This window comes from Pantoea brenneri, assembly GCF_038594305.1.
Taxonomy (GTDB): Bacteria; Pseudomonadota; Gammaproteobacteria; order Enterobacterales; family Enterobacteriaceae; genus Pantoea; species Pantoea brenneri.
The window spans coordinates 108,852-135,334 of record NZ_JBCGBG010000003.1; the positions used below are offsets into that span (position 1 = coordinate 108,852).

A 26,483-nucleotide genomic window follows, 5' to 3' on the forward strand; every position below is an offset into this window, starting at 1 on the left:
CCCCTATCGTTCGCTGATTATGGCGACAACTCTGAATCTGTGGAGGCGGGAGGAAGCGCGTGCACTCACACTATCTCCTTGGCATTGATGGCGGCGGCACCCAGTGCCGTGCGCGGTTAACCGACCTTCACGGTACGGTGCTGGCGGAAGCCACTGGCGGACCCGCCAACGTCTGGTCGCAGTATGAGGCGGCGCTGAGCTGCGTCACGCAGCTGATCGATCAGGTATTTTTACAGGCCGGCTTAGCGCCACAGGCGCTGGCGCAGACCTCGCTGGTGGCCGGATTAGCCGGTGCCAACGTCGCGTCGGTGCAGGCGCGCCTGTCTGACTGGCAACCGGCCTGTGCCGCGTTGCAGGTGGTCAGCGATGTGGAAATCGCCTGCGCAGGTGCGCACGCGGGCCAGCCTGGTGCGGTATTTATCATCGGCACCGGCAGTCAGGGCGCGGCCTGGAATGGCGAGCGCTTTACTCTGCTGGGCGGCTGGGGCTTTGCGCTTTCCGATCAGGGATCGGGCGCTGAGCTGGGCCGCCGGGCGCTGCGTCTGGCGCTGCTGGCCCATGAAGCGATGGTCGAACACAGCCCTCTGACGCATCAGCTCATGGCGCAGTTTGATCACAGCCCGGAAACCATGCTGCTGTGGACCCGCACCGCCGCGCCTGCTGACTGGGCGCGCGTGGTGCCGCAGGTGTTTGCTGCGGCCGACGCCGGTGACGGCCATGCGCAGACGCTGCTGCAACAGACCGCGGCTGATATTGGCATGATGGTGCGTCGTCTGACCGCGCTGAGCAGTGGACGCGTGGCGCTGATGGGCGGACTGGCCGTGCCGATTTACCGCTGGCTGGCAGCCGATATTCAGACCCGGCTGGTCACGCCGCTGGGTGACGCGCTGAGCGGGGCACTTACGCTCGCCCGGACGCAGGCTAGCGGTGTGCCGGAGCCCCGCCCGATCCCTTTATCCCGTCACTGACCTGAAGCCTGTTGCCCAGCGTCAGTGCGTCAACCTGAGGAATTTATGACCGCTCCCAACGTGACCGCGCGCATTCTGCGGTTGATTGTTGAAAACGCGCCGATTAGCCAGTCCGATTTGAAAGTACGCAGCGGACTGAGCATGTCGACGGTTTCGCAAGCGACCAATCGGCTGCTGGCACAAGAGATTGTGCAGGAGCTGGGACTGCGTCGCGTGTCGATGGGGCGGCCAAAAACTCTGCTCGGACTCAATCCCGATCGCGCCAGCGTGATCGGCATCCAGCTCAACGCTGAACGCAACCTGATCGTCATGACCGATCTCAGTGGCAACCTGCTGGGTGAACAGCAGATGCCGCCGGGCACCATGACGCCACGCCAGCTTGGCGATGCGCTGGCGAAATTCCTGCGCGGCGTGGAAGAGAAGCGGGTCGGAGCTATCGGGCTGGCATTATCGGGGCTGGTGGATGCCGAAAATGGCTACTGCATCCGCTCGAAGGTGCTCGACTGGGATAACGTTCCGATTGCCCGCCAGCTGGAGGAACGCTTCTCGCTGCCGGTGTTTATCGAAAATGATGCCAACGCGATGGCGATGGCGGCGCTGGTGTTTGGCCAGCTTGGTACCGCGCAGTCGGCGGTGATTGCCACCTACGGTAAAGGGATCGGCGCCGGGATTATCCTCAATCGCCAGCTCTATCGCGGTCGCCACGGCAAAGCGGGTGAGATTGGCAACGGGCTGGTCGGTGATGGCTCGCTGCGCCTGCTGGAAGATGTCGCTTCTTCGCGTGCTATTTTGCAGCGGGTGGCAGAAGGCGAACCGACAACGCTGACCTTACAGGCGCTGGATCAACGTCCGACGCCTGAGGTGCTGGCGGCGCTGGAAGAGGCGGGCCGTGAACTGGGTATCTCGCTGGCCAACCTGTCGGTGGCCTACGATCCGGACGTGGTCTATCTGGCGATGGAGCCACATATGGCGTCACGCATTCTGCTTGATCACATTACCCAGAGCTTCCAGGCTTACCGGCTGAAACTGACGCCGCACATGACCCCGTTGCAGTTTCTGACCGAATCAAACCGGATGTGGGCACTCGGTGCAGCGGGCTTTGCGGTTAACCGTCTGCTCGACCTGCTGGCTGCCCAGGCAGATGAAGAGCCGGTCACCTGAGTTCTCCTGCCAGCAAAACGGGCGCCGAAGCGCCCGCTGACCTTACCCTCCGCGCCTTAACGCAGGCGTAATCCCTGCTGATCAAACAGCAGGCAGTGCGCGGCGGAAATCCCCAGTTCGACCTGCGCCCCCAGTTCACGCTGATGCGCCTCACGCTCTTCCACCACCAGCATCTGCTCCCGGCCAATATCGAGATAGAGATAGTTAGTGTGGCCGAGCATTTCGCCAAACGACAGCTCACCCTGAAAACGCAGCGCCTCCGGCGTCTGGGCGGCGGACTGGAAGTGTTCCGGGCGGATGCCGAGCGTCACGGTCTGTCCCTCGTGGCACGGGGCGGCAATTTTCAGCACCAGGCCATCAATCTTCAGCTCCGGCAGCCGCAGCTGCACTTCACCTTCACCGACCGCGGCGATCTCCGCCTGCAGAAAATTCATCTTCGGCGAGCCGATAAAACCGGCAACAAACAGGTTATCCGGATCGTGATACAGCGTCAGCGGCGCGCCAACCTGCTCAATCCGGCCCTGCCGCAGCACCACAATCCGGTCCGCCAGCGTCATCGCTTCCAGCTGATCGTGGGTCACATAGATCATGGTATTACCCAGCGAGGCGTGCAGTCGGGCAATCTCAATCCGCATCTGCAGGCGCAGCTCGGCATCAAGGTTAGAGAGCGGTTCATCGAACAGGAAGATGCGCGGATGACGGATAATTGCCCGGCCAATCGCCACGCGCTGGCGCTGCCCGCCGGACAGCGCGCGCGGCAGCCGGTCAAGCAGTTCGGTCAGATGCAGGCGGGCGGCCGTCTGCTCGATCGCCTGGGCGATCTCCGCCTTCGACTTCTTCATCACCTCCAGCGGATAGGCGAGGTTACCGCGCACCGTCATGTTGGGGTAGAGCGCATAGGACTGAAACACCATGGCAATGCCGCGCTCGGTGGCGGGCTGCCGGGTCATGTCCTGCTCCTCAATCAGCAACTGTCCGCTGCTGATCTCCTCCAGCCCGGCGATCATCCGCAGCAGCGTCGATTTGCCGCAGCCGGATGGCCCGACAAATACCACGAATTCCCCGCTGTTAATCGTCAGATCGATGCCATGAATCACGTTAACGTGCTCGTAAGACTTCTTCACATTCTGCAAGCGCAGGCTGGTCATCGGACTACCTCACTCAGAGTAACTGGCCCATGTAAATGGCGTTGCTGCGCAGGATTGGGCTGAATCCCATGCGCTGATAAAAGGCGCAGACCTGCTCGTTTTGCAGGCTGACGCCAAGGTGAACGCCGCTGACGCCCGCTGCCCGCAGCGCCGCCAGTTGGTGCTCAATCATTTTGCGGCCCCAGCCTCCTTTTTGCGCCGCCGGGAGCAGGTTGATATGCAGATGAGCCGGCCAGCGGCTCACCAGCGCCTCAGCCGCAGCGTCAGGATGGCGAATGGCGTCAAGTATCTTGTCGTCAAGCGGCGCGTCGGCGCTGCGTTGCTGATATTTCTGCTGTAACTGTGGCCACCATTGCGCGGCTAACTGCGCTTCAAAGGCGCGGGTATCCGGTGCGGCCACCACATAGCCCAGCACTTCACCCTCGATCTCCAGCACAAAAGCAAAATCCGGTGCGAAACGCGCATAGGGCACGGCAAACCGCTGGCCGGGATAGTCAGGATCAGAGTAGAGCGCACGCGCATCCCCGCCGGCATCCGCCGTTTCCAGGCAGATGCGGTAGAGCGCCGGATAGTCCGCCGGGGTCGCCGGACGAATGACACCTTGATTCGCCATGGTGATTTCTCGTGAGTGGATGAAGGGGACCGTCACTGACGCGGTCCGCCGATGAAAAGTTACGTTAATGAAAGTGGACTTAGTTTTCAAGATAGAATAATTACCTTATCGCACTAACGCCGGCGGTTCAGCAATCTTTACCGGTTTCTCGCTTCACAACTGTGATCGCCAACACGCCCGGCGCACGGCGCTTGTCTCTCTCCTGACCCGCGGGAAAAACGGCAAACTGTGAGCGTGATAGGATTTTCATATGTTTTATCAGCGAGTTATTTTGCGACAATCGCGCTGGCAGATCGTGCTACGGAAGCGCTGGTTCAGGCTGTGCTGCCGCGGCAACCGGCCATCTGTCCAGCGGAGTCTGCTGTTTTTACCGCCAGGTCGCTGTTTATTTGCGCGTGCTCACAGCGTTGTAATTTCACCGGCGGGCTGTTTGACTTTATTTTTTTATTAAAGTAAGTATGGGTGAGCGCGTTTTCTATGCGGCTTCAGTCTGCGGGATGCAGGCGGTGAGATGAAGGGATGCCGATCCTGGTCTGGAGAAGGTGATCATAATGTCTGTTTCCTCAGTTGGTTCGTTCCGGGTTCGCAGTCTGGGTCGGCTTTTGGCGGCGGGCTTGCTGGCGGGCAGCGTTGCCCACGCCGCGCAGGCTGCCGTTACCCTGAATGAGTGGGATATCTATAACTATCCACAGCAGACCGCGGCGGTGGATGAGGGTATCAAAGAGTTTACGCAGCAGAATCCGGGCATCGTGATTAATCGCTCGGTTCACTCGTTTGAAGATACGCGTATTCCGCTCAAGCTGGCACTGACCGCGGGCGACGGTCCGCAGATCGCCCAGGTGAATCAGGGCGGTGGCGATATGGGATCGCTGGTAAAAGATAAGCTGCTGCTACCGCTTGATAGCTACGCCAGCGCTGATGGCTGGACCACGCGCTTCCCTGACTCGGTCCTCAAGCGTAACCGCTGGTCAGACAGCGGTGAGTTCGGCAGCGGCAAACTGTACGGCGTTGCCAGCCTCGGCGAGATGGTCGGGCTTTACTACAACAAGGCCCTGCTGGATAAAGCGGGCATTGCGGTACCCAAAACGCTGGCCGAGCTGGAGAGCGCCATGGCGAAGCTGAAGCAGCAGGGCACCGCACCGATGATGCTCGGCCTGCTGGATGGCAACATGGGCCAGCAACTGCTCAGCACGCTGTGGCAGGCGCAGATAGAAAGTCACGACCGCAAGACGCTGGATAATCTGATCTACGACGTCGGCGGCAGCTTCAAAGATGACAAACTGGTTAAGGCCGCCAGCATGATGAAGAGCTGGACCGATAAAGGCTACTTCTTCCCTGGCTTCCAGGGCATCGGTCATGATGATGCCGCCACGCTGTTCCAGAACAATCAGGCGGCGTTCCTGGTGAGCGGTACCTGGTATCTCGGCCAGTTTAAAGATAATAAAGATATCCATTTTGCCGCGATGCCTGCCGGTGAGGGGGTGAAACAACCGCTGATGGTCGGTGGCACCGATCTGGCCTTCTCGGTGACCAGCACCGCGAAAAGCAAAGAGCAGCAGGATGCGGCGGCGAAGTTCATCAACTATATGGTGTCAGATGCGATGGCTGACCGCTGGCTGAAGGTCGGCTTCCTGCCGGCCAGCACCAACAAAGCGGCGAAAATGCCGACGGACAATCCGCTGCTGGCCGAAGCCTGGCAGGTGTGGCTGACACTCAATGACTATGACGGTTTAGGCCACTACGTAGACTGGGCAACGCCGACCATGAATGCCGAACTGAATCAGAACGTCCAGTTGCTGCTGGCCGGCCGTCAGACTGCCGATCAGATGGTCGCCAATTTCGACAACAACTATCAGCGTTACCTGAAAACCCTGAAACATTAAGCCGGTGGCCCGGCGCATCGCCGGGCCTGAGCGTCGTTCTGAGCCACGAGTACGGTTATGTTGAATTTAAGCGGTTGGCGTAATTTTCTCTATGTTCTGCCGGCAGTGCTGGTGTATGCGGTATTTCTGCTGTTGCCGCTGCTGGCCTCGCTCGGTATCAGCTTTACCGAATGGGACGGCACTTCACTGCCGGTATTCAGCGGCGTCAGCAACTATCTGCGGATGTTCAGCGATCCGGTGTTCTGGATCGCGCTGGGCAATAACGCCATCCTGATGCTGTTCTATACCCTGCTGCCGATTAGCATTGGCCTGCTGCTGTGCAGCTTTTTGTATGACACGCGCAACAACAGCGAACGCAGCGTGCTGCGCATTCTCTTCTTTCTGCCCTATATCATGCCGATGGCGGTGCTGGGCGTGGTGTGGCGCTGGTTATATAACCCGGCGTTTGGCCCGATCGACCAGCTGCTGCGTGCCATTGGCTTACCGCAGCTGGCGATGTCATGGCTGGGCGATTTTACCTGGGCACTGCCGGCTGTCGGCTTAGTCGCCACCTGGTACTTCTTCGGCTTCTGTCTGGTGCTGTTTATGGCGGGCCTGCAGCGAATGGATCCCTCGCTGCTGGAAGCGGCCGACCTGGATGGATCGTCGCGTCGCCAGAAGTTTATGCGCATTACCCTGCCGGCCCTGCGGCCTGAGGTGCGGATTGCGCTGCTGCTGACGGTGATTGCCAGCCTGAAAGCCTTTGACCTGGTCTATGTGATGACCCAGGGCGGGCCGGGCACGTCCACCATGGTGACCAATATCTTTATGTATAAGCAGGGTTTTGACCTGCACTACTTTGGCTATGCGTCGTCAGTGGCGGTGTTCAGCATGCTGATTGTGTTAGGGATTAACTATCTGATTCACCTGGCCTTAAAGGAGCGGTACTGATGCGTAGTACGCCGGTGATTTCACGCACGCTGATCTGGATCGTGGCGCTGATGACTATTCTGCCGTTTCTGATGGCGCTGATGACCTCGTTCAAAACCCAGATGGAGCTGTTCCAGGGGGTATTCACGCTGCCCGCCTCGCTGAATTTTAAAAACTACCTCACCGCCTGGCAGCAGGGACATTTTAACGTCTACTTCCTCAACTCGGTGCTGGTGGTCATCCCGGTGGTGCTGTGCAGCGTGCTGCTGGGGATTCTGGCTGGATTTGGCTTCGCCTGGCTGAAGATCCCCGGTAAAAAAGCGATCGCGGCGATGCTGGCGCTCGGCATGGTGTTGCCGAGCGAGGCGTTTATCATCCCGCTCTACCACGAGCTGCGCTGGATGGGGCTGACCAATACCTATCTGGCGCTGATTTTGCCGCAGATTGCCCTGTCGCTGCCGTTTACAACCCTGATGATCGCCAGTGCCTTTCAGCAGGTGCCCAAAGAGCTGGTGGAAGCGGCGGTGATGGATGGTGCCTCGCGGGTCAAAATTTTGTGGGGCATCCTGGTGCCGGCCATCTGGCCGACGCTCTCGACGCTCGGGCTGCTGCTGTTTATCTGGACCTGGAATGAGTTTTTAATCCCGCTGATTCTGGTCAATAAAGATGAACTGCGTACCTTACCGATCGGCATGATGTTCTTTCAGAATAAAAACACTATCGACATTCCGGTGCTGATGGCGGGTGCGATGATTGTCATCCTGCCGCTGGTGGCGGTGTTCCTGATTTTCCAGCGCAAGTTTATCAGCGGCGTGACCGAAGGCGCCGTGAAGTAATCTGTGATCGCCGGCACGGAACGGGGCAGTGGCGACCAGACAAAGGTTTGCGGCACCGGAACGTGCTGCAATTCTTCCTCCTCACTCTTGCGGGAGACGCATGATGCACCTTTCCCTTGCCGATTTTCATCCTGCCGCCGACGGCGAAACCCTGGATACCGCGGTGCTGCAACGCGCGATGGATCAGATTGCCGCCGCCGGCGGTGGCCGCCTGACGCTGCCTGCCGGGCGCTACCGCAGCGGCTGCCTGAATCTGCCCTCTGATTTTGAACTGCACCTGGAGGCGGGTGCGGTATTGATCGCCAGCCAGCGGCTAGCCGATTACCAGCCGGTACAGGCGCTGAGCAGCGCCGAGAAGTCACACAACGTGCTGCTTTACGCCCTTGGCCAGCGCAATATCACCCTGAGCGGCACCGGCCGGATTGATGGCGAGGGCGAAGCCTGGTTTGCCACCGAACGTGATGAGCAGGGCTATCGTCTGCCGCGCGCCGACCGCCCGCGCATCATCGTTTTTGAAGATTGCGAGCAGGTCAGGCTGGAAGATTTCACCATCGTGCAGGCGCCGATGTGGACCGTGCATCTGGTGAGCTGCCGCCATGTGCATATCGACCATCTCACCATCGATAACGCCATGACCATGCCGAACACCGATGCGCTGGATATCGACAGCTGCGAGGCGGTGTTTGTCAGTAACTGCTACCTCAGCGCCGCCGATGATGCCATCTGCATTAAAACCACCCACAAGCCTGCGGCGCTGCGACGCCCGGCCCGCCAGATTATGATCACCAACTGTCTGCTGCGCAGTTACAGCTGTGCCTTTAAAATCGGCACCGAAACCTGGGATGATGTGGAAGATGTGACGGTGACCGGCTGCACCATTTTCGATTCCAACCGCGCAATTGGCATTCTGTCACGCGATGGCGGGGCGATGCGGCGGCTGCTGTTCAGCAATCTGACCTTTGCCTGCCACCATGCGCCACCGTGCCATTGGGGCAAAGCCGATCCGCTGTTTATCTCGGTGCGCAGTCGCGATCCGGCGATTGTGCCGGGCCGCGTGGAGCAGGTGCAGTTCACTAACGTGACGGGCGTAGCGGAAGGGGCGATTAACCTGCATGCGGCGCAGCCGGGCGCGATCCGCGATGTGTTAATCAGTCAGGTGCAGCTGCGGCAAAGTGTGGCGTCGGTGGCGCAGGGGCAGTATGACGTCCGGCCGCCGTGTAACCCTGACTCACCGACCGGCATGGGACTGGATAACGCCTATAAGCTCGATCCGAAAACCGGAGAGGCGTTCGGGGTTGAGCGCTATCCCGGCGGATTGCCGGGACTGTTTGCGCGCGGCGTGGAGAATCTGCAGCTGCACAACCTGGCGATCGTGCGGCCGGAGCCGTTACCGCCAGGCTGGCACCCCGACAGCGTGGTAGAGCTGCCGGAATAACTCAGAGCGCGGCGGCGATGGCACTACCGAGCTGTTCGGTGCTGGCGCTGCCGCCGAGGTCGCGCGTCAGGTGCTCACCTGCGGCCAGCGTACGCTCAATCGCCGCTAATACCGCATCACCCGCCGCTTTATAGCCCAGATGCTCCAGCATCATCGCGCCGCACCAGATCTGTCCAATCGGGTTGGCGATGCCTTTACCGGCAATATCTGGCGCCGAGCCGTGCACCGGTTCAAACAGGCTTGGGAAGTGGCCTTCCGGGTTGATATTGGCGGAGGGCGCGATGCCGATGGTGCCGGTACAGGCCGGACCGAGATCCGACAGGATATCGCCAAACAGGTTACTGGCGACCACCACATCAAACCAGTCCGGATGCAGCACGAAATTGGCCGTGAGAATATCGATGTGATACTTGTCGACTTTCACCTCGGGGAACTGGCCAGCCATCGCCTCAACCCGGCTATCCCAGTAAGGCATGGTGATCGCGATACCGTTCGATTTAGTGGCGGAGGTCAGGTGTTTTTTCGGGCGGCTCTGCGCCAGCTGGTAAGCAAATTTCAGGATGCGATCGACACCGGTGCGGGTCATCACCGTTTCCTGGATCACCACCTCGCGATCGGTGCCGGGGAACATGGTTCCGCCAACGCTGGAGTATTCGCCTTCGGTATTTTCGCGTACCACATAGAAGTCGATATCACCCGGCTGACGGTTGGCCAGCGGCGCTTTAACACCGGGCATCAGGCGCACCGGACGCAGATTGACGTATTGATCGAACTCGCGGCGGAACTGCAACAGCGATCCCCACAGGGAAACGTGGTCGGGTACCACGTCCGGCCAGCCAACCGCACCAAAGTAGATGGCATCAAACGCTTTCAGCTGCGGAAACCAGTCGTCAGGCAGCATCTTGCCATGCTGCTGCCAGTAGTCGGCGCTGGCGTAATCAAACCACTCCCAGCGCAGCGGAATATTGAATTTTTCAGCCGCCGCATTCATCACGCGCACGCCTTCCGGCATCACTTCTTTGCCGATACCGTCGCCAGGAATTACCGCAATACGATGGATTTTGTCAGTCACAGGGCACCTTTCCGGTTGATGTTCGAATTGTGTACGCAGTATAACTGTCGATTCCGGGGAAATAATGAGCCTGAAGCGCAATCCAGTGTTGAATCAAAGTAGAGAATCCCGCACCTCAACCGACGACCTCGCTTTCTTCGTACGGCTTGCCGCGCTGGACAGCCTGACCGCCGCCGCCCGTGAACTCGGGCTGTCGCTGGCGGCCGTCAGCAAACGACTGAGCCAGCTGGAGCAGCGGCTCGGCGTGCAGTTGCTGCGCCGCACCACCCGTCGGCTGGAGCTGACGCCGGAAGGGCGGCGCTATCTGGCGGGGGCGCGTCCGCTGCTGGACCAGCTGGCGGCACTGGAAGAGGCGGTGAGCGGCGAAACGGCGCAGCTGCGCGGCACGCTTAACATTAACGCCTCGTTTGGTTTTGGCCGTCGTCATATTGCGCCCTGTGTGTCGGCATTTGCCGCGCTGCATCCGCAGCTTTCCCTGTCACTGCAGCTCACCAGTCAGCCGCTCAATTTCCTGGACGCGCGCATGGATATCGATATCCGCGTCGGCGAACCGCCTGACTCCCGGTTGGTGGCGCGCAAGTTACGCACCAATCCGCGTATTCTCTGTTGCTCTCCGGCCTACGCGGCGCGGCATGGCCTGCCGGAGACGGTGCGCGATCTGGCGCAGCACAACTGCATTCTGCTGCGCCAGCACGACAGCGATTTCACCCTGTGGCGGCTGACGTGCGGTGAGCAGAGTGTCAGCCAGAAGGTGCGCGGCAGTCTGATTACCAATGATGGTGAAGTGGCGATGCGGCTGGCGATGGATGGACACGGCATTCTGCTGCGTTCGTGGTGGGATGCGCAGCACAGCATTGCCGCGGGCGATCTGCTGCCGGTACTGCCGGACTGGCAGGCACCGGATGGCGATATTTTTGCCGTCTGGCAGGCGCAACGGCAATTGCCTGCGCGCATCAGCGCCTTCGTCACGTTTCTGCAACAGCATTTGCAGGTCGGGCCGTGAACCCTGACGGGGTTGTCGTCGACGGCCGGAGATAGCCTGCGACACGCGGCGCTGAGCAGCCCTCAATCCACCGCTGCGTTTACATCTTTTTTACTAATGAGTATGATTCTCATTCTTTTTATTCTGTGTCTTCCCGCCGTGCTGCGGCCTGATGGAAGCCGTTCGCCCCTTACTGGAGTTAAGAATGAAAACCTTATTCAGCCCGCGCAAAGCGGCACTCGCCCTGGCGATTGTCACCACTTTCAGCCTGACGGCATGTCAGCTGCCAGCCCGAAAAGCAGATGCCAGCACGCCGGTTACGGTAGAAACCACCGGCCAGGGCCATCTGACCCAGCGTGAGCTGGGCGAAGGTCTGTATGAAATGGCTTACCTGCCGGCAAAAAATGCGCTGTATGTGGCCAGCGCCCAGGGATTTAAAGATGTCAGCGGCGGCATGATCTATCGGCTGGATGCCACCACGCTGAAGACCACCGGCGAAGGGCATTACGACCTGAAGAACTTCGGGCTGGCCAGCGCGCCTGATGGCAGCGCACTTTACGCCACTAATTCGCTGGATGGCGGCATCTCTGCTATCGATCCGGAAAGCGGTAAGGTGCTGAAGCGCCTGATGTTCAGCGAGAAGAATGAAAAAGGTCTGCCGTTCGGGCCACGTGAAATTTTCCTGCACGACGGGCTGCTGTATGTCGGCGGCGTCGGCGATCCCGGTCTGATCTGGGTGGTGGATGCGAAAACCCTGACGCTGAAAACCCGGATTAAAAACGCCGGCAAATGGGTCACCGGCATCATCTATTCTCCGGTCAGCGATCGGATTTATGCGGCCAACGGCAGCGGCGAAATCCTGGTGATCAATCCGCGCAATAACAAAATTGAACAGCGCCTGACCGCGGGCGATGGCAAAGAGTATCTGTTCCTCAATATGGCCGAAGATCCGGCGACTGGCCGGCTGTTCGTCACCGATAATTCAAAAGCTAAAAATACGCTGGTGTTTGATGAACGCAGCGGCAAGGTGATTAAGCGTCTGGATCTCGGGGATTCACTGGGGATTAAATTTAACGGCAAGCGCAATGAGATCTACATCAGTCAGCGTGAGTCGAAGAAAGTGCTGCAGCTGGATGGCACCACCTATGCGGTGAAAAATAGCTGGTCGTTTGACAGTCATCCAAACAGCCTGCTGGTATCACCTGATGGTCAGACCCTGTATGTGACGGTGAAGCAGGGCTTTAATCCGGATCACAGCAGCCAGGGGCCGGACAGCGTGGTGCGGATCGGGCTGGAATGACAGACGCAGGCGGCAGGTTGCCGCCTGAAAATTCAGGGACGCCGCAGCGTCCCTTTTTTATTTTTCCATACCCTGAACCAGGATCGCGCGATAGTTCGCCCCTTTCAGACGATGCACTTTGGCCGCCTGATATTCCGGGCTGTTATACCACGCATGTGCCGCTTCACGGCTCGGGAATTCCAGAATAACCACACCTTCCGCTTCCTGGCCTTCCAGCGTTTCCAGTTCGCCATAAAAGGCCAGCGGGTTGATCGGGTGATCGCCGCGTGCCTGGCCCGCTTTCTCGGCGTAGATCGCCATTTCATCTTCGTTCAGGGTGTTATCACGAATAAATACAACGTAAGCACTCACAGGGTGTCTCCTTAAGCTTTTTTATCCTGGGTCTGGGTATCAAAGTCAGATGCATCATGACGCTCATGCAGCTGATCGGCCGGGTCGCCCATTACACGGTTAACCTTGCGGCCACGGATCACGGCAGGACGCTGAGCAATCTCTTTCGCCCAGCGCACCACATTTTTATAGGACTGCACATCGAGGAATTCGGCGCCGCCATACTGGTCATTCAGCACCAGATTGCCGTACCACGGCCAGGTCGCGATGTCGGCGATGGTGTAATCCTCACCGGCGAGATAGCGATTATCGGCCAGCTGACGATCCAGCACGTCGAGCTGACGTTTGGCTTCAAGGGTAAAGCGGTTGATGGCGTATTCAATTTTCTCTGGCGCGTAGTGATAGAAATGGCCAAAACCGCCGCCGAGATAAGGCGCAGAGCCTTGCAGCCAGAACAGCCAGTTGAGTGTTTCGGTACGTTGCGCCAGATCTTTTGGCAGGAAGTAGCCAAATTTTTCTGCCAGATAGAGCAGGATATTGCCCGATTCAAAGACCCGAATCGGCGGCGTGGCGGAGTGGTCACTCAGCGCCGGAATTTTGGAGTTAGGGTTAACCTCAACAAAACCACTGGAGAATTGATCGCCTTCGCCGATGCGGATCAGCCAGGCATCATATTCGGCATCAATCACGTTAAGCGCCAGCAGCTCTTCCAGCAGGATGGTCACTTTCTGGCCGTTCGGCGTGCCGAGCGAATAGAGCTGCAAAGGATGCTTGCCGACCGGCAGCGCTTTTTCATGGGTAGGGCCAGCGAACGGGCGATTGGTTTTAGCGCCGTTGCCTTTTGCTTCGGGATCCCAGCTCCAGACTTTTGCGGGCTGATATGCATTTTCCGACATAGTGAAGGTTCGCCTTGTGGTGTGATGTTTGTCTGGAGTGTAGCAGGTGAATAAAAGCCGGTTTAACTCTGCTGGCGGTGATCGCGGCCTGGCCCGTTGCCTGCCGTGTGGGTTATCGGCTGAGGGCGACGCGAGAGATGAAGGGCAAACCGTGCCCGCCGCGCGGATGGCGAGGCGGGCAGAAAGGCGGCAAAGCGCGACTGGCTGCGGCCGGGTGAGGTTATTTGCTGAGTAACTCGCGCTCGATCAGTTCGCGGGTCTGCACTGCCTGAACCTTCATCTTTTCCGGGTAACCAAACAGCGAGGCGGCGATGATCGGCTCACCACCCACTTTGTAACTGCGTGTGGCAAAGTTAGTGTCGCGCAGCGTCTGGAACAGGGTATCGAAATCGACTTCGCCTTCGCCAACGCCGACGTGCTGGTGAATCGTGGCATCAACGCCGGGCGGGTTAACGATGTAGCGGCAATGTTTGGTGTGGTTCATGGTGTCAGCGATCAGCATGTGCGACAGATCGTCTCCGGCATACTCCAGCATCGGTTTTACATCGCCTTTGCCTTTGTCGTAGAAGAAGGTATGCGGCGCACTGTAGATGTACTTGACGTTATCGCTGCGGAACGACTTCACGATATCCACCGTTTCGTTGTTCTCTTCGCAGAAATCCCACGGGTGCGCCTGAATCTCGACCCGGATCCCTTCACGTTCGATAATCGGCAGCAGCTCCTCCATCGAACGATAAAACATCTCTTCACAGATCTCCGGCTCATTAGGCGTGCCGGAGAGTTCGGTGTTGATCACCTGCACGCCCATCTCAACCGCAATCTCAATCATCCGTTTCCAGTTTTTCACTGCCGCCTGGCGGCGCAGCTCGTCCGGACCGGACCAGCGATAGACCACAATAAAAGAGGAGATCTCCAGCCCGGTGGCGCGCAGCGCGTTTTTATATTCAGTCATGATTTCGCGGCTGGCTTTGGGATGCTTATAAAACGGGTTGATCTGCGGATGCGGCGACTGTTCGATATATTTATACCCCCAGTCAGCCACCTGATGGACCATGCGGGTGATGCCCAGGTCTTTAATCACATCCACATCAAAAGCGATTTTCATCTGTCTGCTCCGGAAACATTAACGTTACTGTTCTTCATTAAAGGTGACGCCGATCTGCTGCCTGACGCTGTCGATGGTGGCCAGGGTAGTAATCGCCTGGTCGAGCGAGTGGATCGGCGAATCAGTCAGGTTCTGCCCGATACACCAGGCGAAGTGGTTGATTTCATGACACAGCTGCAGATAGCGGTTGGCGGGTTCTTCCCAGTACAGGCTGTGGCGACCCTCGCTGGAGGTGAGGCGAAAATTGCCTGGCGCATAGAACTGCCCCTCCAGCACCAGGCTGGCATCACTGCCGGCAATCACCGCGGCGCCAGGCGTGTTGCTGAACAGTGTGGTATTCAGCAGCGAATGCATGCCGTGGCGATGCGTCAGCAGCATTGACGTCTGACCGTTTACGCTGCCACCGGGCACCGGCTGGCCTCTGGCGATGATGCTGTCGGGCGCGCCACCGCCGATAAACACGCTGAGTGCCACCAGGTAACTGCCGAGATCGAGCATCGGCCCGCCTGCCAGATCGTGGTTAAAGATGCGGTGATCCGCGGTAAAAAATTCGCCGTGATCGGCAATCAGGGTGTGAACCTCGCCGAGCACACCATCCGCCAGTAACTGCCGGATTACGTCATATTTCGCTGCGAAGTTGCACCACATCGCTTCCATACACAGCAGGTTGCAGGCTGCGGCCGCCTGCTTCAGCTGCGTTGCCTGCTGAGCATTCAGCGCCAGCGGCTTCTCAATCAGCAGGTGCTTTCCGGCCGCGATAGCGCGCAGGCCATCCGGAAAATGGTGATTATGCGGCGTGGCGATATAGACCGCGTCGACATCCTCACGCGCCAGCAGCGCATCCATGCTGCTGGCGGCATACGCAATTGACCACTTTTCGGCAAACGCCTGAGCTTTGGCCGGATTACGCGCCGCCACGGCTGTCAGTTGCTGGTCGGTATGGTGGCGTAGCGCATGCGCAAAATGGTCGGCAATCCAGCCGGGACCGATAATTCCCCAGCGCAGCGACGGCAGAGTTCGGGCATCGGGTAAGCGTGGGGTGGGAAGCGTTGAGGGAAACATACCCATTCCTTCTTTTGCGTGCAGGGTCCAGTCAGAACCCCACTATAGAAAGCCTGTTGCCACCGCTCTAATCATTTGATGATGCGATTCCATCAGGGAAGTTAACGCCAGATTTTTACCCGTTTTAGCAAATGTCCGTTTTAAAAAGAATCAAAAAAGAAATGAAAATTTCATTTTGCGAAGGTGATCAAAGTAATGACGTATTTTCTATCAAAAAAATGAGAGAAAATGTGCCTGGTCATGACAGGATTAACTGCTGCCGCGCAACGGCAGAGAAAACGCTGAAGGGGAACTGCCCATTTCGGCAAATGAGGATCGACAGCGGGAGAAGGATGATGTCAAAAGTAACCATGACGGCAATTGCAGACGCGGCAGGCGTAGGGGTGGCGACGGTCGATCGGGTACTGAACCGCCGGGCACCGGTGCGCAGCGTAACCGAGCAGAAGGTGCTGGCGGCGGCCCGACAGCTCGGCTATCGGCTGCCTGCGGTGTACAGCCTGCCTGAGACGCAACCCGCTGCGGCTCAGCTGCGTTTTGGTTTTATCCTGCTGCCGGCCCGTTATTCGTTTTATCAGCAGCTGAGTGAGGCGCTGCAACAGCGGGCGCGCGGGCATCAGCCGGCAGGCAGCGAAACTGAATTTCGCTGGCACGACATACATGAAGTGGAGGCGGTCGCCAGCTCTCTGCGCCAGCTCGCGCAGCGTAACGATGTGATTGGCCTGGTGGCGCTGGATCATCCCTTAATCCGTCACGCTATCCAGGATGTGTCGCGGCTGGGCGTGCGGGTCTACGCTCTGTTGTCAGATTTTTCGCCCTGCGAGCACGCCGGTTTTATTGGCATTGATAATCAGAAGGCGGGGCGAACCGCCGCCTGGATGGCGCAACATCTGCTGCGTCAGCCGGGCTGCGTCGGCGTGTTGCTTGGCGACCATCGCTTTACCTGTCAGGAGAGCAGCGAGATCAGCTTCCGTTCCTATCTGCGTGAATCGGGCGTCAGCCAGCGGGTGCTTGAGCCGTTAAAAACCCATGAATCAAATGAAGGCGGCTATCAGGCCACCCGCCAGTTACTGGAGCAGCATGATGATCTGGTGATGATTTATGCACCCTGCGGTGGCATTGAAGGTGTGGTGCAGGCCCTGCGAGACAGCGGCCGCCGTCAGATTGATTTGCTGTGCCACGGTCCGCTGCCCGGCGATGAGCTGGCGCTGATTGACGGCACGATATCACTGATGCTGCGGCACCGGATTGATGTGATGGCCGATGCGGTGATCGCCACCTGCCTGAACGGCGGGAGCGAGCAACGCGGTAACTTTGCCCAGGTGACCGTACCGTTCGAACTGGTGACGCGCGAAAACCTGTAAAACAGCAGTTTTAACGCATTTATGATAGAAAGCTATCATAAAATGAAGTTATTAAACGCGATCGCTATCAAAAAATGAAACTTTCATTGTTGTCTGTGATGAAATTTTTATTTGATACTGCCAGCTGTTCTCATCGCACAGGCAGATATCATGACCCTACACATTGCAAATGCGCCCTGCAGCTGGGGCGTAGACGATCCGAATAATCCATGGCTGCCGCCCTGCCAGAAAGTACTGACGGAGGCCGCGCAGGCGGGCTACCAAAGTATCGAGCTGGGTCCCTGGGGCTACCTGCCAACCGATCCCGATGAGCTGACCCGGCAGCTTAATCATCATGGCCTGTCGCTGGTGGCGGGCACCATTTTTGATGATTTAGTCAGTGAAGCGAATTTTCCGGCGCTGGTGACGCTGACCCACAACCTGTGCCGCAACCTGGCGCAGGTCCCGACTGCAACAAAAACCGCAGGTGTTAACGCGCCGCCGCCTTATCTGGTGATCATCGATTTTGGCAATCCGCAGCGGGCGAAATATGCCGGTCAGTCGGAAAAATCGCCGCGGCTCGACGATGAGGCGTGGCATCGCATGATGCGGCACATCACCATTCTGAGTCAGATCGCCTGGCAGGAGTATGGCGTGCGAGCGGTGATCCATCCGCATGCGGGTGGCTGTATTGAGTTCGCCGATGAACTGGCGCGGCTGGTGAACGATATTCCGCATCAGGTGGCCGGTTTATGTCTCGACATCGGCCATCTCTACTATGCCGGGATGGACCCGATTGACGCGCTGCAACGTTACTGGGCGCGCATCGACTATCTGCATTTCAAAGACGTTCATCATCAGCGGTGGCGCGACGCCATTACGCGTGGACTCGACTTCTTTAGCGCCTGCGCTGAAGGCGTACTGTGTCCGCTGGGGCAGGGCGCGATCGACTATCCGGCGGTGCGTGCTCTGCTGGCAGAACGTGACTATCAGGGCTGGATCACCATCGAACAGGAGCGTGACCCGCGCCAGGCCGACACCAGCCTGGCTGATGTTACCGCCAGCCTGCACTACCTGCGCTCAATCGGATTCTGAGGACAACATCATGATTAACGGTAAAAAAGCACTGAATCGCTCGTTGCGCTGGGGCATGGTTGGCGGCGGCGGGACCAGCCAGATTGGGTATATCCACCGTTCAGCGGCGCTGCGTGACGGCAACTTTTCGTTGCTGGCAGGCGCGTTTGATATTGATGTCGCACGCGGGCGTGAATTTGGCAATGCGCTTGGCGTGGCGTCAGACCGCTGTTATCCCGATTACGCCAGCCTGTTTGCCGCAGAAGCCGAACGGGAAGACGGGATAGAAGCGGTCTCGATCGCCACGCCCAACAATACCCATTTCGCCATCTGTCGGGCAGCGCTGAACGCCGGACTGCATGTGGTGTGCGAGAAGCCGCTCTGCTTCACCGTCGAAGAGGCGGATGAGCTGGAACAGCTGAGCCGGGAGAAGCAGAAGGTGGTCGGCGTGACCTACGGCTATGCCGGACATCAGCTGGTCCATCAGGCGCGTGAGATGATCGCTGCCGGTGCGCTGGGTGAGATCCGCATCGTCAATATGCAGTTTGCTCACGGCTTCCACAACGAGGCGGTGGAGTTACAGAGTGAAAGCACCCGCTGGCGGGTCGATCCGCGCTTTGTCGGCCCGAGTTATGTGCTGGGCGATCTCGCTACGCATCCGCTGTTTATTGCAGAAACGATGCTGCCACAGCTGAAAGTGACGCGGCTGCTCTGTTCTCGTCAGAGTTTTGTCGCCACCCGCGCGCCGCTGGAAGATAACGCCTTTGTGATGATGGAATATGACAACGGCGCAGTTGGCACGCTGTGGGCCTCGGCGGTGAATGCTGGCTCAATGCACGGCCAGAAGATTCGGGTGGTGGGCGCTAAAGCCAGCCTGGAGTGGTGGGATGAACAGCCAAATCAGCTGCGTTATGAAGTGCAGGGCGAACCGGTGCGGATTCTGGAGCGTGGCATGGGGTATCTCAGCCCGCGCGCACTGGAGGAGGACCGCATTGGCGGAGGGCATACAGAGGGTTTATTTGAAGCCTGGTCCAATCTTTATCGTCGCTTCGCGCTGGCGATGGATGCCAGCGATCGTGGCGACAGCGCCTTCCTGCAGGATTTCTGGTATCCCGATGTGCATGCCGGATTGATGGGCGTGCGCTGGGTGGCGCAGTGCGTGAAATCGGCGGATGCCGGTGCGGTATGGGTCGAATGCTGAGGCAAGGCGTGGCGTGAGCCTTCGAAGCCGGGTTTGCCGCGCTGAAAAGCAAAAACCCGCCAGAGGCGGGTTCTTTGAATAGGGTGCCCGAACCCGGAAAAAAATGCCGGGAGCATTTTTGCATCGCACGCTGGCGTGCGGACCCGCAGGGCGAGCCACAGGGAAGTGGCGAGTACATCGAACCTTCGAGGCCGGGTTCGTTGCTCTGAAATGCAAAAACCCGCCAGAGGCGGGTTCTTTAAAGATGGTGCCCGAACCCGGACAAAAATGCCGGGAGCATTTTTGCATCGCACGCTGGCGTGCGGACCCGCAGGGCGAGCCACAGGGAAGTGGCGAGTACATCGAACCTTCGGAGCCGGGTTCGTTGCTCTGAAAAGCAAAAACCCGCCAGAGGCGGGTTCTTTGAATAGGGTGCCCGAACCCGGAAAAAAATGCCGGGAGCATTTTTTCATCGCACGCTGGCGTGCAGACCCGCAGGGCGAGCCACAGGGAAGTGGCGAGTACATCGAACCTTCGAAGCCGGGTTCGCCGTCCTGAAAAGCAAAAACCCGCCAGAGGCGGGTTCTTTAAATATGGTGCCCGAACCCGGAATCGAACCAGGGACACGGGGATTTTCAATCCCCTGCTCTACCGACTGAGCTATTCGGGCAACGGGGCGCATTAAACCGTAAAGGCCGCTGGGCGTCAACGGCTTTCACCAAAAAACCACGGGAAACGTGACTGATTGCCTGATTTTCAGTCAAAGCGGGTAAAACCTCAGGCCAGCGCGCCGTTTTTACGGCACAACGCAATGCTGTAAACATCTTCCGCCAGCCGCTGAGCCGTGGCGACATCCTGCACGTTGCGCTTCACCAGCAGTTTACTCAGGCAACCTTCCAGAATCAGCTCCATCTGATCGGCCACCATGCTCGGGTTGTCCAGCGCCTGGTCTAGCAGAATCTCATGCGTAAACTGCCATGACGCGCGCTTCTGCTGTTCCGCCAGTTGATGAATTGGCTGATCCGGCTGCGGATAGAAACTACAGGCGGCAATAAACAGACAGCCGGGGAAGCGGCCTTTGCTGACGTGTTCTCTTAGCACTTCATAACGCGCCATCAGCTTCTGGTCCGGCGACAGCGTCTCATCCAGCATGATCTGACGCCGCCAGGTATCAATCTGCTGAGCGTGATAACGCAGCGCATCATAGAGCAGGGCGTCACGATCGGGCCAGAACAGCCGGAGCTGATCGAGAGAAAGGTCGGTCTGGCCCGCCAGGGTTTCCAATGAGAGGGTGGCGGCGAGGCCGTTCTGTTCAAGCACATTCAGTGCATGCTCGAGTATTTGTTCACGCTGCAAGTGACTCTCCTCTGGTATGCAGGCCCGGCTGTTCGCCGGACACAAGCCTGACTCCAGTGTTGTTTACGGGGTGAGTTTCTGCAAATGTGCCCGGAAATCGGCGGCATTGAGAAACCCGGTGATGCGCGAGTCAGCGATCTCGTGGCCTTGCGCATCAAAGAATAAAATGGTCGGTAATCCCAGCACCTGAAGATGCTGCAACAGCGCATTATCGCTGGCGCTATTGGCGGTCACGTTGGCCTGTAGCAGCTGCACCCGGCTCAGGCTATCGCGTACCGCGCTGTCGCTAAAGGTGTATTTTTCAAACTCTTTACAGGCAACACACCAGTCGGCATACAGATCGACCATGGTGATGCGGCCGTTGGCCTGTTGCAGCGCCGTCTGCAACTGTTGCGGCGTCTGGACGGTCTGGAATGGCAGGTGGGCGACAGCCTGCTGCTGCGCCGGGCCGCCAAAGGCCCAGTCCTGTAGCGGACGGGCGCTGATCAGTGCGGCGGCCAGCACGATAATCTGTACGACGCGCCACTTGCCACTGCTGGCGCGCAGGCTGACGCTGAACGCCCAGCCAAAAAAGGCCACGCCCAGCAGGCTCCACAGCCGCAGTCCCCACAGGTCGCCCAGCACCCGCTCCATCAGGAAAACCGGCAGCGCCAGGATAACGAAACCAAAGCCCTCTTTTACCGTCTGCATCCACGGTCCGCTCTTCGGCAGCAGCTTATTGCCAAACAGGGTCACGGCGATCAGCGGTAAGCCCATCCCGACCGCATAGAGCCAGAGAGTACCGGCGCCGGCCCATAAATTACCGCTCTGGGCGATATAGAGCAGAATAGCGCTGAGCGGCGCGGTGGTGCAGGGCGAGCAGATTAAACCGGCCAGCGCGCCCATCAAAAATACGCCTGGCAGCGAGCCGCCCTGCTGGCGATTGCTCCACAGGGTTAAGCGGGTTTGCAGGCTGGCCGGCAGTTGCAGCGTAAACAGACCAAACATCGACAGCGCCAGCACGATAAACAGCGCCGACAGTGCCGACAGCATCCACGGATGTTGCAGGGCTGCCTGGAAACGCAGCCCGGCAGCCGCCACGATCAGACCCAGCAGGGTGTAGGTCAGCGCCATGCCCTGGACATAGACCATCGCCAGCGCAAACAGTCGGCCAAAAGAATAGTGGCGCTGGCCGCCAAGAATAATGCCGGAAATCAGCGGATACATCGGCAGCACGCAGGGCGTGAAGGCGACGCCAATGCCGATCAGCAACGCCCACAGCGGTGAAAACGGCAGCGGCGTGGCTGGTGCAGGCGCGGTATTAACCGGCGCAGCAGCAGTGCTGGCCGCTACCGGACTCAGCGGCACGGTGCGGGTTTCGGGGGGATAACAGAATCCGGCGGCGGCACAGCCCTGATAGGTGACGCTAAGCGTGGCCCCACGGGCGGCCTGTTGTAGCGTTACCGGCACCGTCAGATCCTGCCGATAGATCTGGCTCTTGCCGTAGAATTCATCTTCGTGCGGCTGACCGGCGGGCAGCGTCAGCGGTGCCAGCGTGGCGTTGGCCGGCGTGACGTGGATCTGCTGACGATAGAGGTAGTAGCCCGTTTTTACTTTCCAGTGCAGGTTGAGCTGCGCTCCCTGCTGGTCGAAATCAAAACCAAACGCCTGATCGACCGGGACAAAGCGGCTGCTGGCGGGGTTGGAAAAAAGCGATGCGTGCGCCTGCAGGCTGATAAACAGCACCAGCAGCAGCGTAATTAAGCGAGAGATGCGTGCAGCCATGACAAGTATTCACTGTCTCCATGTTGAACCGGAAGCGCCAGCAGTTCAGGCACATCGTAGGGATGCGCCTGCCTGAGCAGATCGAACAGTGCCTGCTGGTGATCGCTATCGCATTTCAGCAGCATCTGCACTTCGCTGCTCTGTTCGAGCTGACCCTGCCAGACGTAATACGAGGTAGCACCCGGCAGCAGCGTGACGCAGGCCGCCAGTCTGGCCTCAAGCGCCAGGGCGGCCAGACGTTGCGCCGTCGCCTGATCGGGTGCAGTGCAAAGGACAACGATGGCGTTCATCGTAATGCTCCTGTTTAAAAGAGCCCCGATGATAGCACGCTCAGTCAGCGACGCGATTATCGGGCTATAACAGCAACCCGCCAAAGACAAAGCCCGCCATCACCGACAGCGTAATGGCGATCACGCCGGGAATGATAAAGGCATGGTTGAAAACAAACTTGCCAATCCGGGTCGATCCGGTGTCATCCATCTCCACGGCCGCCAGTAAAGTCGGGTAGGTCGGCAGGACGAACAGCGCCGAAACCGCGGCAAACGAGGCGATGGCGGTAAGCGGCGACACGCCCAGCAGCAAGGCGGCAGGCATCAGCGCCTTAGTGGTTGCCGCCTGCGAGTAGAGCAGCATTGAGGCGAAGAACAGCACCAGCGCCAGCATCCACGGGTAGGTTTTCAGCATATCGCCGGCCACCATCTGGATCTCTGCCAGGTGGGCTTTAACAAAGGTATCGCCCAGCCAGGCGACACCCATCACGCAGATACAGGCACTCATGCCGGACTTAAAGGTGCTGGCGCTGAGGATCTCGCTGGTATCCAGTTTACAGGTCAGGCTGATCAGGGTGGCGATAGTCAGCATAAACACCACAATCGCTTCATTACGCGGCAGCAGCGGGTTGGCGATCAGGCCAAGACTGGCACTGGTGAGCGTGGCGTAGACCACCACGGCGATGATACCGAGCAGAAACAGCAGCACCGATTTTTTCGCGCCCGGTTTGGGCTGGTAGACGCTGGCACCGCGCAGCGTAACGTCGCCTTTCGCCAGTCGCGCCTGGTAGACCTCATCATCCTTCAGCTCTTTACCGAGGAAGTTGGTCACCAGCGCGGCCAGAAACAGGCCGACCATGGTCGAGGGGATCGCGATAGCCAGCAGCGTAATGTAGCTGATGCCACGCGGCTCAAGCAGGGTAGCGAAGAATACCACCGCCGCTGAAATGGGCGAGGCGGTAATGGCGATCTGCGAAGCGACCACGGCGATCGACAGCGGGCGCGAAGGGCGGACGCCTTGCTCTTTCGCCACTTCAGCGATTACCGGCAGCGTCGAGAAGGCCGTATGACCGGTACCCGCCAGCAGCGTCATCAGATAGGTTACCAGCGGTGCCAGTAGCGTGACGTGACGCGGATGACGGCGCAGCAGCCGTTCGGCGAGGCTGACCAGATAATCCATTCCGCCGGCGACCTGCATGGCCGCGATAGCCGCAATGACCGCCATAATAATTTCGATCACGTCGAACGGGATCATGCCCGGCGGCAGGCCAAAGCCCAGCGTCAGGATCAGCACGCCCATGCCGCCAGCGAACCCAATGCCAATGCCGCCAAGGCGCGCACCCAACCAGATCGCCAGTAAGACGACCAGCAGCTCAACCACAAACATGCATCACTCCTGAGAATTTAACCTGAGATTATCAGTTGTGCTGTTTACCAAAGAAAAAGGCACACCGTGTTGATCGCGGTGTGCCTTTAGTAAACCAGCGTCGGTTAAACCTTACTGCTCGTTTTCGTCGGTATAACGTTTCGCTTTATAAACCGGATACATCAGGTTCTGGACCGAGAAAATATCGTCCAGCTCGCTTTCGGTCAGCAAGCCGCGCTCCAGCACCACTTCACGTACGCTTTTACCGGTTTCGGCGCAGATTTTGCCGACAATATCGCCGTTATGGTGGCCGATATACGGGTTAAGGTAGGTGACGATACCGATTGAGTTAAAGACGTAGGCTTCGCACACCGCGCGGTTGGCGGTAATGCCGTTGACGCACTTCTCCAGCAGGTTGTAGCAGGCGTTGGTCAGGATGCTGATCGATTCAAACAGCGCCTGGCCAATCACCGGCTCCATTACGTTCAGCTGCAGCTGACCGGCTTCGGAAGCCATAGTGACGGTGATGTCGTTGCCGATCACTTTGAAGCAGACCTGATTAACCACTTCCGGCACTACCGGATTGACTTTGGCTGGCATGATCGACGAACCGGCCTGTAACTCCGGCAGGTTGATTTCATTCAGGCCAGCGCGCGGACCGGAAGAGAGCAGGCGCAGGTCGTTACAGATCTTAGAGAGCTTCACCGCCAGGCGTTTCAGTGACGAGTGCACCATCACGTAGGCACCGCAGTCTGAGGTCGCTTCGATCAGATCTTCCGCCGGCACCACCGGCAGGTTGCTGACTTCCGCCAGACGCTGCACGGCAAGGTGCTGATAACCGTCCGGCGTATTCAGGCGGGTACCGATGGCGGTCGCGCCGAGGTTCACTTCCAGCAGCAGCTCGCCGGTGCGCAGAATGCTTTTGGTCTCTTCATTCAGCAGCACGCTGAAGGCGTGAAATTCCTGACCCAGCGTCATCGGCACCGCATCCTGTAACTGGGTTCGGCCCATTTTGAGGATGGTCTGGAACTCGTCAGCCTTACGCTCAAAACCGTCGGCCAGCTGGCTGATGCCATCCAGCAGCTTCAGCAGCGAACTGTAAACCGCGATGCGGAAACCGGTCGGGTAGGCGTCATTGGTCGACTGACATTTGTTAACGTGATCGTTAGGGTTGAGGTACTGATATTCACCTTTCTGGTGGCCCATCAGTTCCAGACCGATGTTTGCCAGCACCTCATTAGTGTTCATGTTGACCGAGGTGCCAGCACCACCCTGATAGACATCCACCGGAAACTGATCCATGCAGCGGCCTTTATTGAGCACTTCATCGCAGGCCTGAATGATGGTATCGGCAATGTTGCGGGGGATCGTTTGCAGCTCTTTGTTGGCCATCGCCGCCGCTTTTTTTACCATCACCATCCCGCGGACAAATTCGGGTATGTCGCTGATTTTACTGTTGCTGATGTAAAAATTTTCAATCGCACGCAGAGTATGAACGCCATAATAGGCATCCGCCGGTACTTCGCGCATACCTAACAGGTCTTCTTCGATACGAATGTTGTTCGCCATGATAACCTTCTTGTTGTTGCCGCTAACCATCACAGATGATGTGTTTATTTTGTCGTGGTGTACCCGTAACGACATTTTATCCGTCTTCATACTGGTGAGCACGATCATATTCTGATGCATCAGAAAAGTACGCATGCAGATCACTTAATGCTGCCGTCAGGTTAACGATATGTGAAACAGGTTACAAAATTAACCCTGTGGGATAAATTTGACAGGATCGGTTGAAAATGGCGGCACGGGTGCCCATCTCTTTTCTTATCATCACTAAGATGAACGCTTTCTGCTGAACGGCACGCTGCCGGTCAGCCCACACTTACAGGAGAGTACGGTGCGCTGGATACCGTTATTAGTCTTTTTTGTCCTGGCCTGGATTGAAATTTCACTGTTTATTCAGGTCGCCCACGTCATGGGCGTGCTGCTCACCATGCTGCTGGTGGTCTTTACCTCCTGCATCGGGGTGTCGCTGGTCAAAAATCAGGGCATGAAGAATTTCATGCTGATGCAGGAGAAGCTGGCGCGTAATGAAAGCCCGGCGAAAGAGATGATCAAGAGCGTGTCGCTGATCATCGCCGGTTTTCTGCTGCTGCTGCCCGGCTTCTTTACCGACCTGCTGGGCCTGCTGCTGTTGCTGCCGCCGGTGCAGAAGCATCTGACGCTGAAGCTGATGCCGCATCTGCGCGTCTGGCGCGGTCCGGGTGCCGGACCCGACAGCGGCTATACCATGGATGGCGAGTTCGAGCGCAAAAACAGCGATCGCCTTGAGCACCATGACGATCCGAAAGATCGCTGACGGTGTCATTGCCACAGTAAAACGCAACCTTCGGGTTGCGTTTTTTATTTCCGCTGGCGATCTTTCTGCCGATTG

General features: G+C 58.3%; 24 protein-coding genes and 1 tRNA gene. 12 read left to right on the top strand and 13 right to left on the bottom strand.

The annotated features are described in order from the left end of the window. The first annotated feature begins 59 nt into the window (after positions 1-59). Positions 60-968, top strand: coding sequence for a glucosamine kinase nucleotide-binding domain-containing protein (locus AABB92_RS14100; RefSeq protein ID WP_046288565.1), 909 nt, complete (start codon positions 60-62; stop codon positions 966-968). A gap of 45 nt (positions 969-1,013) precedes the next feature. Then, positions 1,014-2,129: an ROK family transcriptional regulator gene (locus AABB92_RS14105; protein ID WP_031377785.1), complete on the top strand. Its 1,116-nt coding sequence runs from the start codon at positions 1,014-1,016 to the stop codon at positions 2,127-2,129. A 56-nt stretch (positions 2,130-2,185) separates the two neighbouring features. Here the strand turns inward: AABB92_RS14105 and AABB92_RS14110 are convergent, their stop codons facing one another. Together AABB92_RS14110 and AABB92_RS14115 are read right to left on the bottom strand one after the other, a co-directional pair. Then, a complete protein-coding gene (locus AABB92_RS14110; protein WP_031377784.1) occupies positions 2,186-3,277 on the bottom strand; it encodes an ABC transporter ATP-binding protein in 1,092 nt (363 codons plus the stop codon). A gap of 13 nt (positions 3,278-3,290) precedes the next feature. Then, complete coding sequence (locus tag AABB92_RS14115; RefSeq protein WP_031377783.1) at positions 3,291-3,890, bottom strand: GNAT family N-acetyltransferase; 600 nt, start codon at positions 3,888-3,890, stop codon at positions 3,291-3,293. Positions 3,891-4,441: 551 nt separating this feature from the next. Here AABB92_RS14115 and AABB92_RS14120 point away from each other — a divergent pair. From AABB92_RS14120 to AABB92_RS14135, 4 genes are all read left to right on the top strand, one after another. After that, complete coding sequence (locus AABB92_RS14120) at positions 4,442-5,773, top strand: extracellular solute-binding protein (protein ID WP_046288566.1); 1,332 nt, start codon at positions 4,442-4,444, stop codon at positions 5,771-5,773. A gap of 57 nt (positions 5,774-5,830) precedes the next feature. Continuing rightward, positions 5,831-6,703, top strand: a complete 873-nt coding sequence (locus AABB92_RS14125) for a carbohydrate ABC transporter permease (protein WP_031377781.1) — start codon at positions 5,831-5,833, stop codon at positions 6,701-6,703. Beyond that, complete coding sequence (locus AABB92_RS14130; protein ID WP_031377780.1) at positions 6,703-7,518, top strand: carbohydrate ABC transporter permease; 816 nt, start codon at positions 6,703-6,705, stop codon at positions 7,516-7,518. Before AABB92_RS14125 ends, AABB92_RS14130 begins: the two co-directional genes overlap by 1 nt. A gap of 103 nt (positions 7,519-7,621) precedes the next feature. Next, positions 7,622-8,953 carry a glycoside hydrolase family 28 protein gene (locus AABB92_RS14135; RefSeq protein WP_031377779.1) on the top strand — a complete coding sequence of 444 codons (1,332 nt, stop codon included), beginning with the start codon at positions 7,622-7,624 and terminating at the stop codon, positions 8,951-8,953. A 1-nt stretch (position 8,954) separates the two neighbouring features. On the opposite strand, the gene AABB92_RS14140 is transcribed toward AABB92_RS14135, so the two are convergent. Further along, positions 8,955-10,025, bottom strand: coding sequence for a tartrate dehydrogenase (locus AABB92_RS14140; protein ID WP_031377778.1), 1,071 nt, complete (start codon positions 10,023-10,025; stop codon positions 8,955-8,957). 64 nt (positions 10,026-10,089) lie between these two features. Here AABB92_RS14140 and AABB92_RS14145 point away from each other — a divergent pair, with 64 nt between their 5' ends. Next, positions 10,090-11,028 carry a LysR family transcriptional regulator gene (locus AABB92_RS14145; protein WP_046288567.1) on the top strand — a complete coding sequence of 313 codons (939 nt, stop codon included), beginning with the start codon at positions 10,090-10,092 and terminating at the stop codon, positions 11,026-11,028. 184 nt (positions 11,029-11,212) lie between these two features. Then, positions 11,213-12,307 (top strand): YncE family protein, encoded by a 1,095-nt coding sequence (locus AABB92_RS14150; RefSeq protein WP_031375482.1) that lies wholly within the window; start codon positions 11,213-11,215, stop codon positions 12,305-12,307. Between the two features lie 57 nt (positions 12,308-12,364). Here AABB92_RS14150 and AABB92_RS14155 read toward each other — a convergent pair whose 3' ends face one another. From AABB92_RS14155 to AABB92_RS14170, 4 genes are all read right to left on the bottom strand, one after another. Continuing rightward, positions 12,365-12,658, bottom strand: coding sequence for a DUF1330 domain-containing protein (locus AABB92_RS14155; RefSeq protein ID WP_031375481.1), 294 nt, complete (start codon positions 12,656-12,658; stop codon positions 12,365-12,367). A gap of 11 nt (positions 12,659-12,669) precedes the next feature. Next, complete coding sequence (gene yghU, locus AABB92_RS14160) at positions 12,670-13,533, bottom strand: glutathione-dependent disulfide-bond oxidoreductase (protein WP_031375480.1); 864 nt, start codon at positions 13,531-13,533, stop codon at positions 12,670-12,672. Positions 13,534-13,753: 220 nt separating this feature from the next. Further along, complete coding sequence (locus AABB92_RS14165; protein WP_031375479.1) at positions 13,754-14,638, bottom strand: sugar phosphate isomerase/epimerase family protein; 885 nt, start codon at positions 14,636-14,638, stop codon at positions 13,754-13,756. Between the two features lie 24 nt (positions 14,639-14,662). Then, on the bottom strand, positions 14,663-15,700 hold the full coding sequence (locus AABB92_RS14170) for a Gfo/Idh/MocA family protein (protein ID WP_031375478.1): 1,038 nt from the start codon (positions 15,698-15,700) through the stop codon (positions 14,663-14,665). A gap of 335 nt (positions 15,701-16,035) precedes the next feature. Between AABB92_RS14170 and AABB92_RS14175 the strand changes: the two genes are divergently transcribed. From AABB92_RS14175 to AABB92_RS14185, 3 genes are all read left to right on the top strand, one after another. Next, positions 16,036-17,061 carry a LacI family DNA-binding transcriptional regulator gene (locus tag AABB92_RS14175; RefSeq protein ID WP_031375477.1) on the top strand — a complete coding sequence of 342 codons (1,026 nt, stop codon included), beginning with the start codon at positions 16,036-16,038 and terminating at the stop codon, positions 17,059-17,061. A gap of 150 nt (positions 17,062-17,211) precedes the next feature. Next, positions 17,212-18,135: a sugar phosphate isomerase/epimerase family protein gene (locus tag AABB92_RS14180; protein WP_046288568.1), complete on the top strand. Its 924-nt coding sequence runs from the start codon at positions 17,212-17,214 to the stop codon at positions 18,133-18,135. Positions 18,136-18,145: 10 nt separating this feature from the next. Beyond that, the gene (locus AABB92_RS14185; protein ID WP_046288569.1) at positions 18,146-19,315 is read left to right on the top strand and encodes a Gfo/Idh/MocA family protein; all 1,170 of its coding nucleotides are present in this window, start codon (positions 18,146-18,148) and stop codon (positions 19,313-19,315) included. 573 nt (positions 19,316-19,888) lie between these two features. On the opposite strand, the gene AABB92_RS14190 is transcribed toward AABB92_RS14185, so the two are convergent. The 6 genes from AABB92_RS14190 to aspA form a co-directional block, all read right to left on the bottom strand. Beyond that, positions 19,889-19,964 (bottom strand) — tRNA-Phe (locus AABB92_RS14190). 107 nt (positions 19,965-20,071) lie between these two features. Continuing rightward, the gene (gene dicD, locus AABB92_RS14195; RefSeq protein ID WP_031375476.1) at positions 20,072-20,650 is read right to left on the bottom strand and encodes a division control transcriptional repressor DicD; all 579 of its coding nucleotides are present in this window, start codon (positions 20,648-20,650) and stop codon (positions 20,072-20,074) included. Positions 20,651-20,713: 63 nt separating this feature from the next. Beyond that, positions 20,714-22,414 (bottom strand): protein-disulfide reductase DsbD, encoded by a 1,701-nt coding sequence (locus tag AABB92_RS14200; protein ID WP_031375475.1) that lies wholly within the window; start codon positions 22,412-22,414, stop codon positions 20,714-20,716. Beyond that, positions 22,390-22,704 (bottom strand): divalent cation tolerance protein CutA, encoded by a 315-nt coding sequence (gene cutA / locus AABB92_RS14205; protein WP_031375474.1) that lies wholly within the window; start codon positions 22,702-22,704, stop codon positions 22,390-22,392. Before cutA ends, AABB92_RS14200 begins: the two co-directional genes overlap by 25 nt. 64 nt (positions 22,705-22,768) lie before the next feature. Further along, positions 22,769-24,070 carry an anaerobic C4-dicarboxylate transporter gene (locus AABB92_RS14210; RefSeq protein WP_031375473.1) on the bottom strand — a complete coding sequence of 434 codons (1,302 nt, stop codon included), beginning with the start codon at positions 24,068-24,070 and terminating at the stop codon, positions 22,769-22,771. 111 nt (positions 24,071-24,181) lie between these two features. Beyond that, positions 24,182-25,618 carry an aspartate ammonia-lyase gene (gene aspA / locus AABB92_RS14215; RefSeq protein WP_031375472.1) on the bottom strand — a complete coding sequence of 479 codons (1,437 nt, stop codon included), beginning with the start codon at positions 25,616-25,618 and terminating at the stop codon, positions 24,182-24,184. 328 nt (positions 25,619-25,946) lie between these two features. Between aspA and AABB92_RS14220 the strand changes: the two genes are divergently transcribed. Continuing rightward, complete coding sequence (locus AABB92_RS14220) at positions 25,947-26,408, top strand: FxsA family protein (protein ID WP_031375471.1); 462 nt, start codon at positions 25,947-25,949, stop codon at positions 26,406-26,408. Positions 26,409-26,483 lie beyond the last annotated feature (75 nt).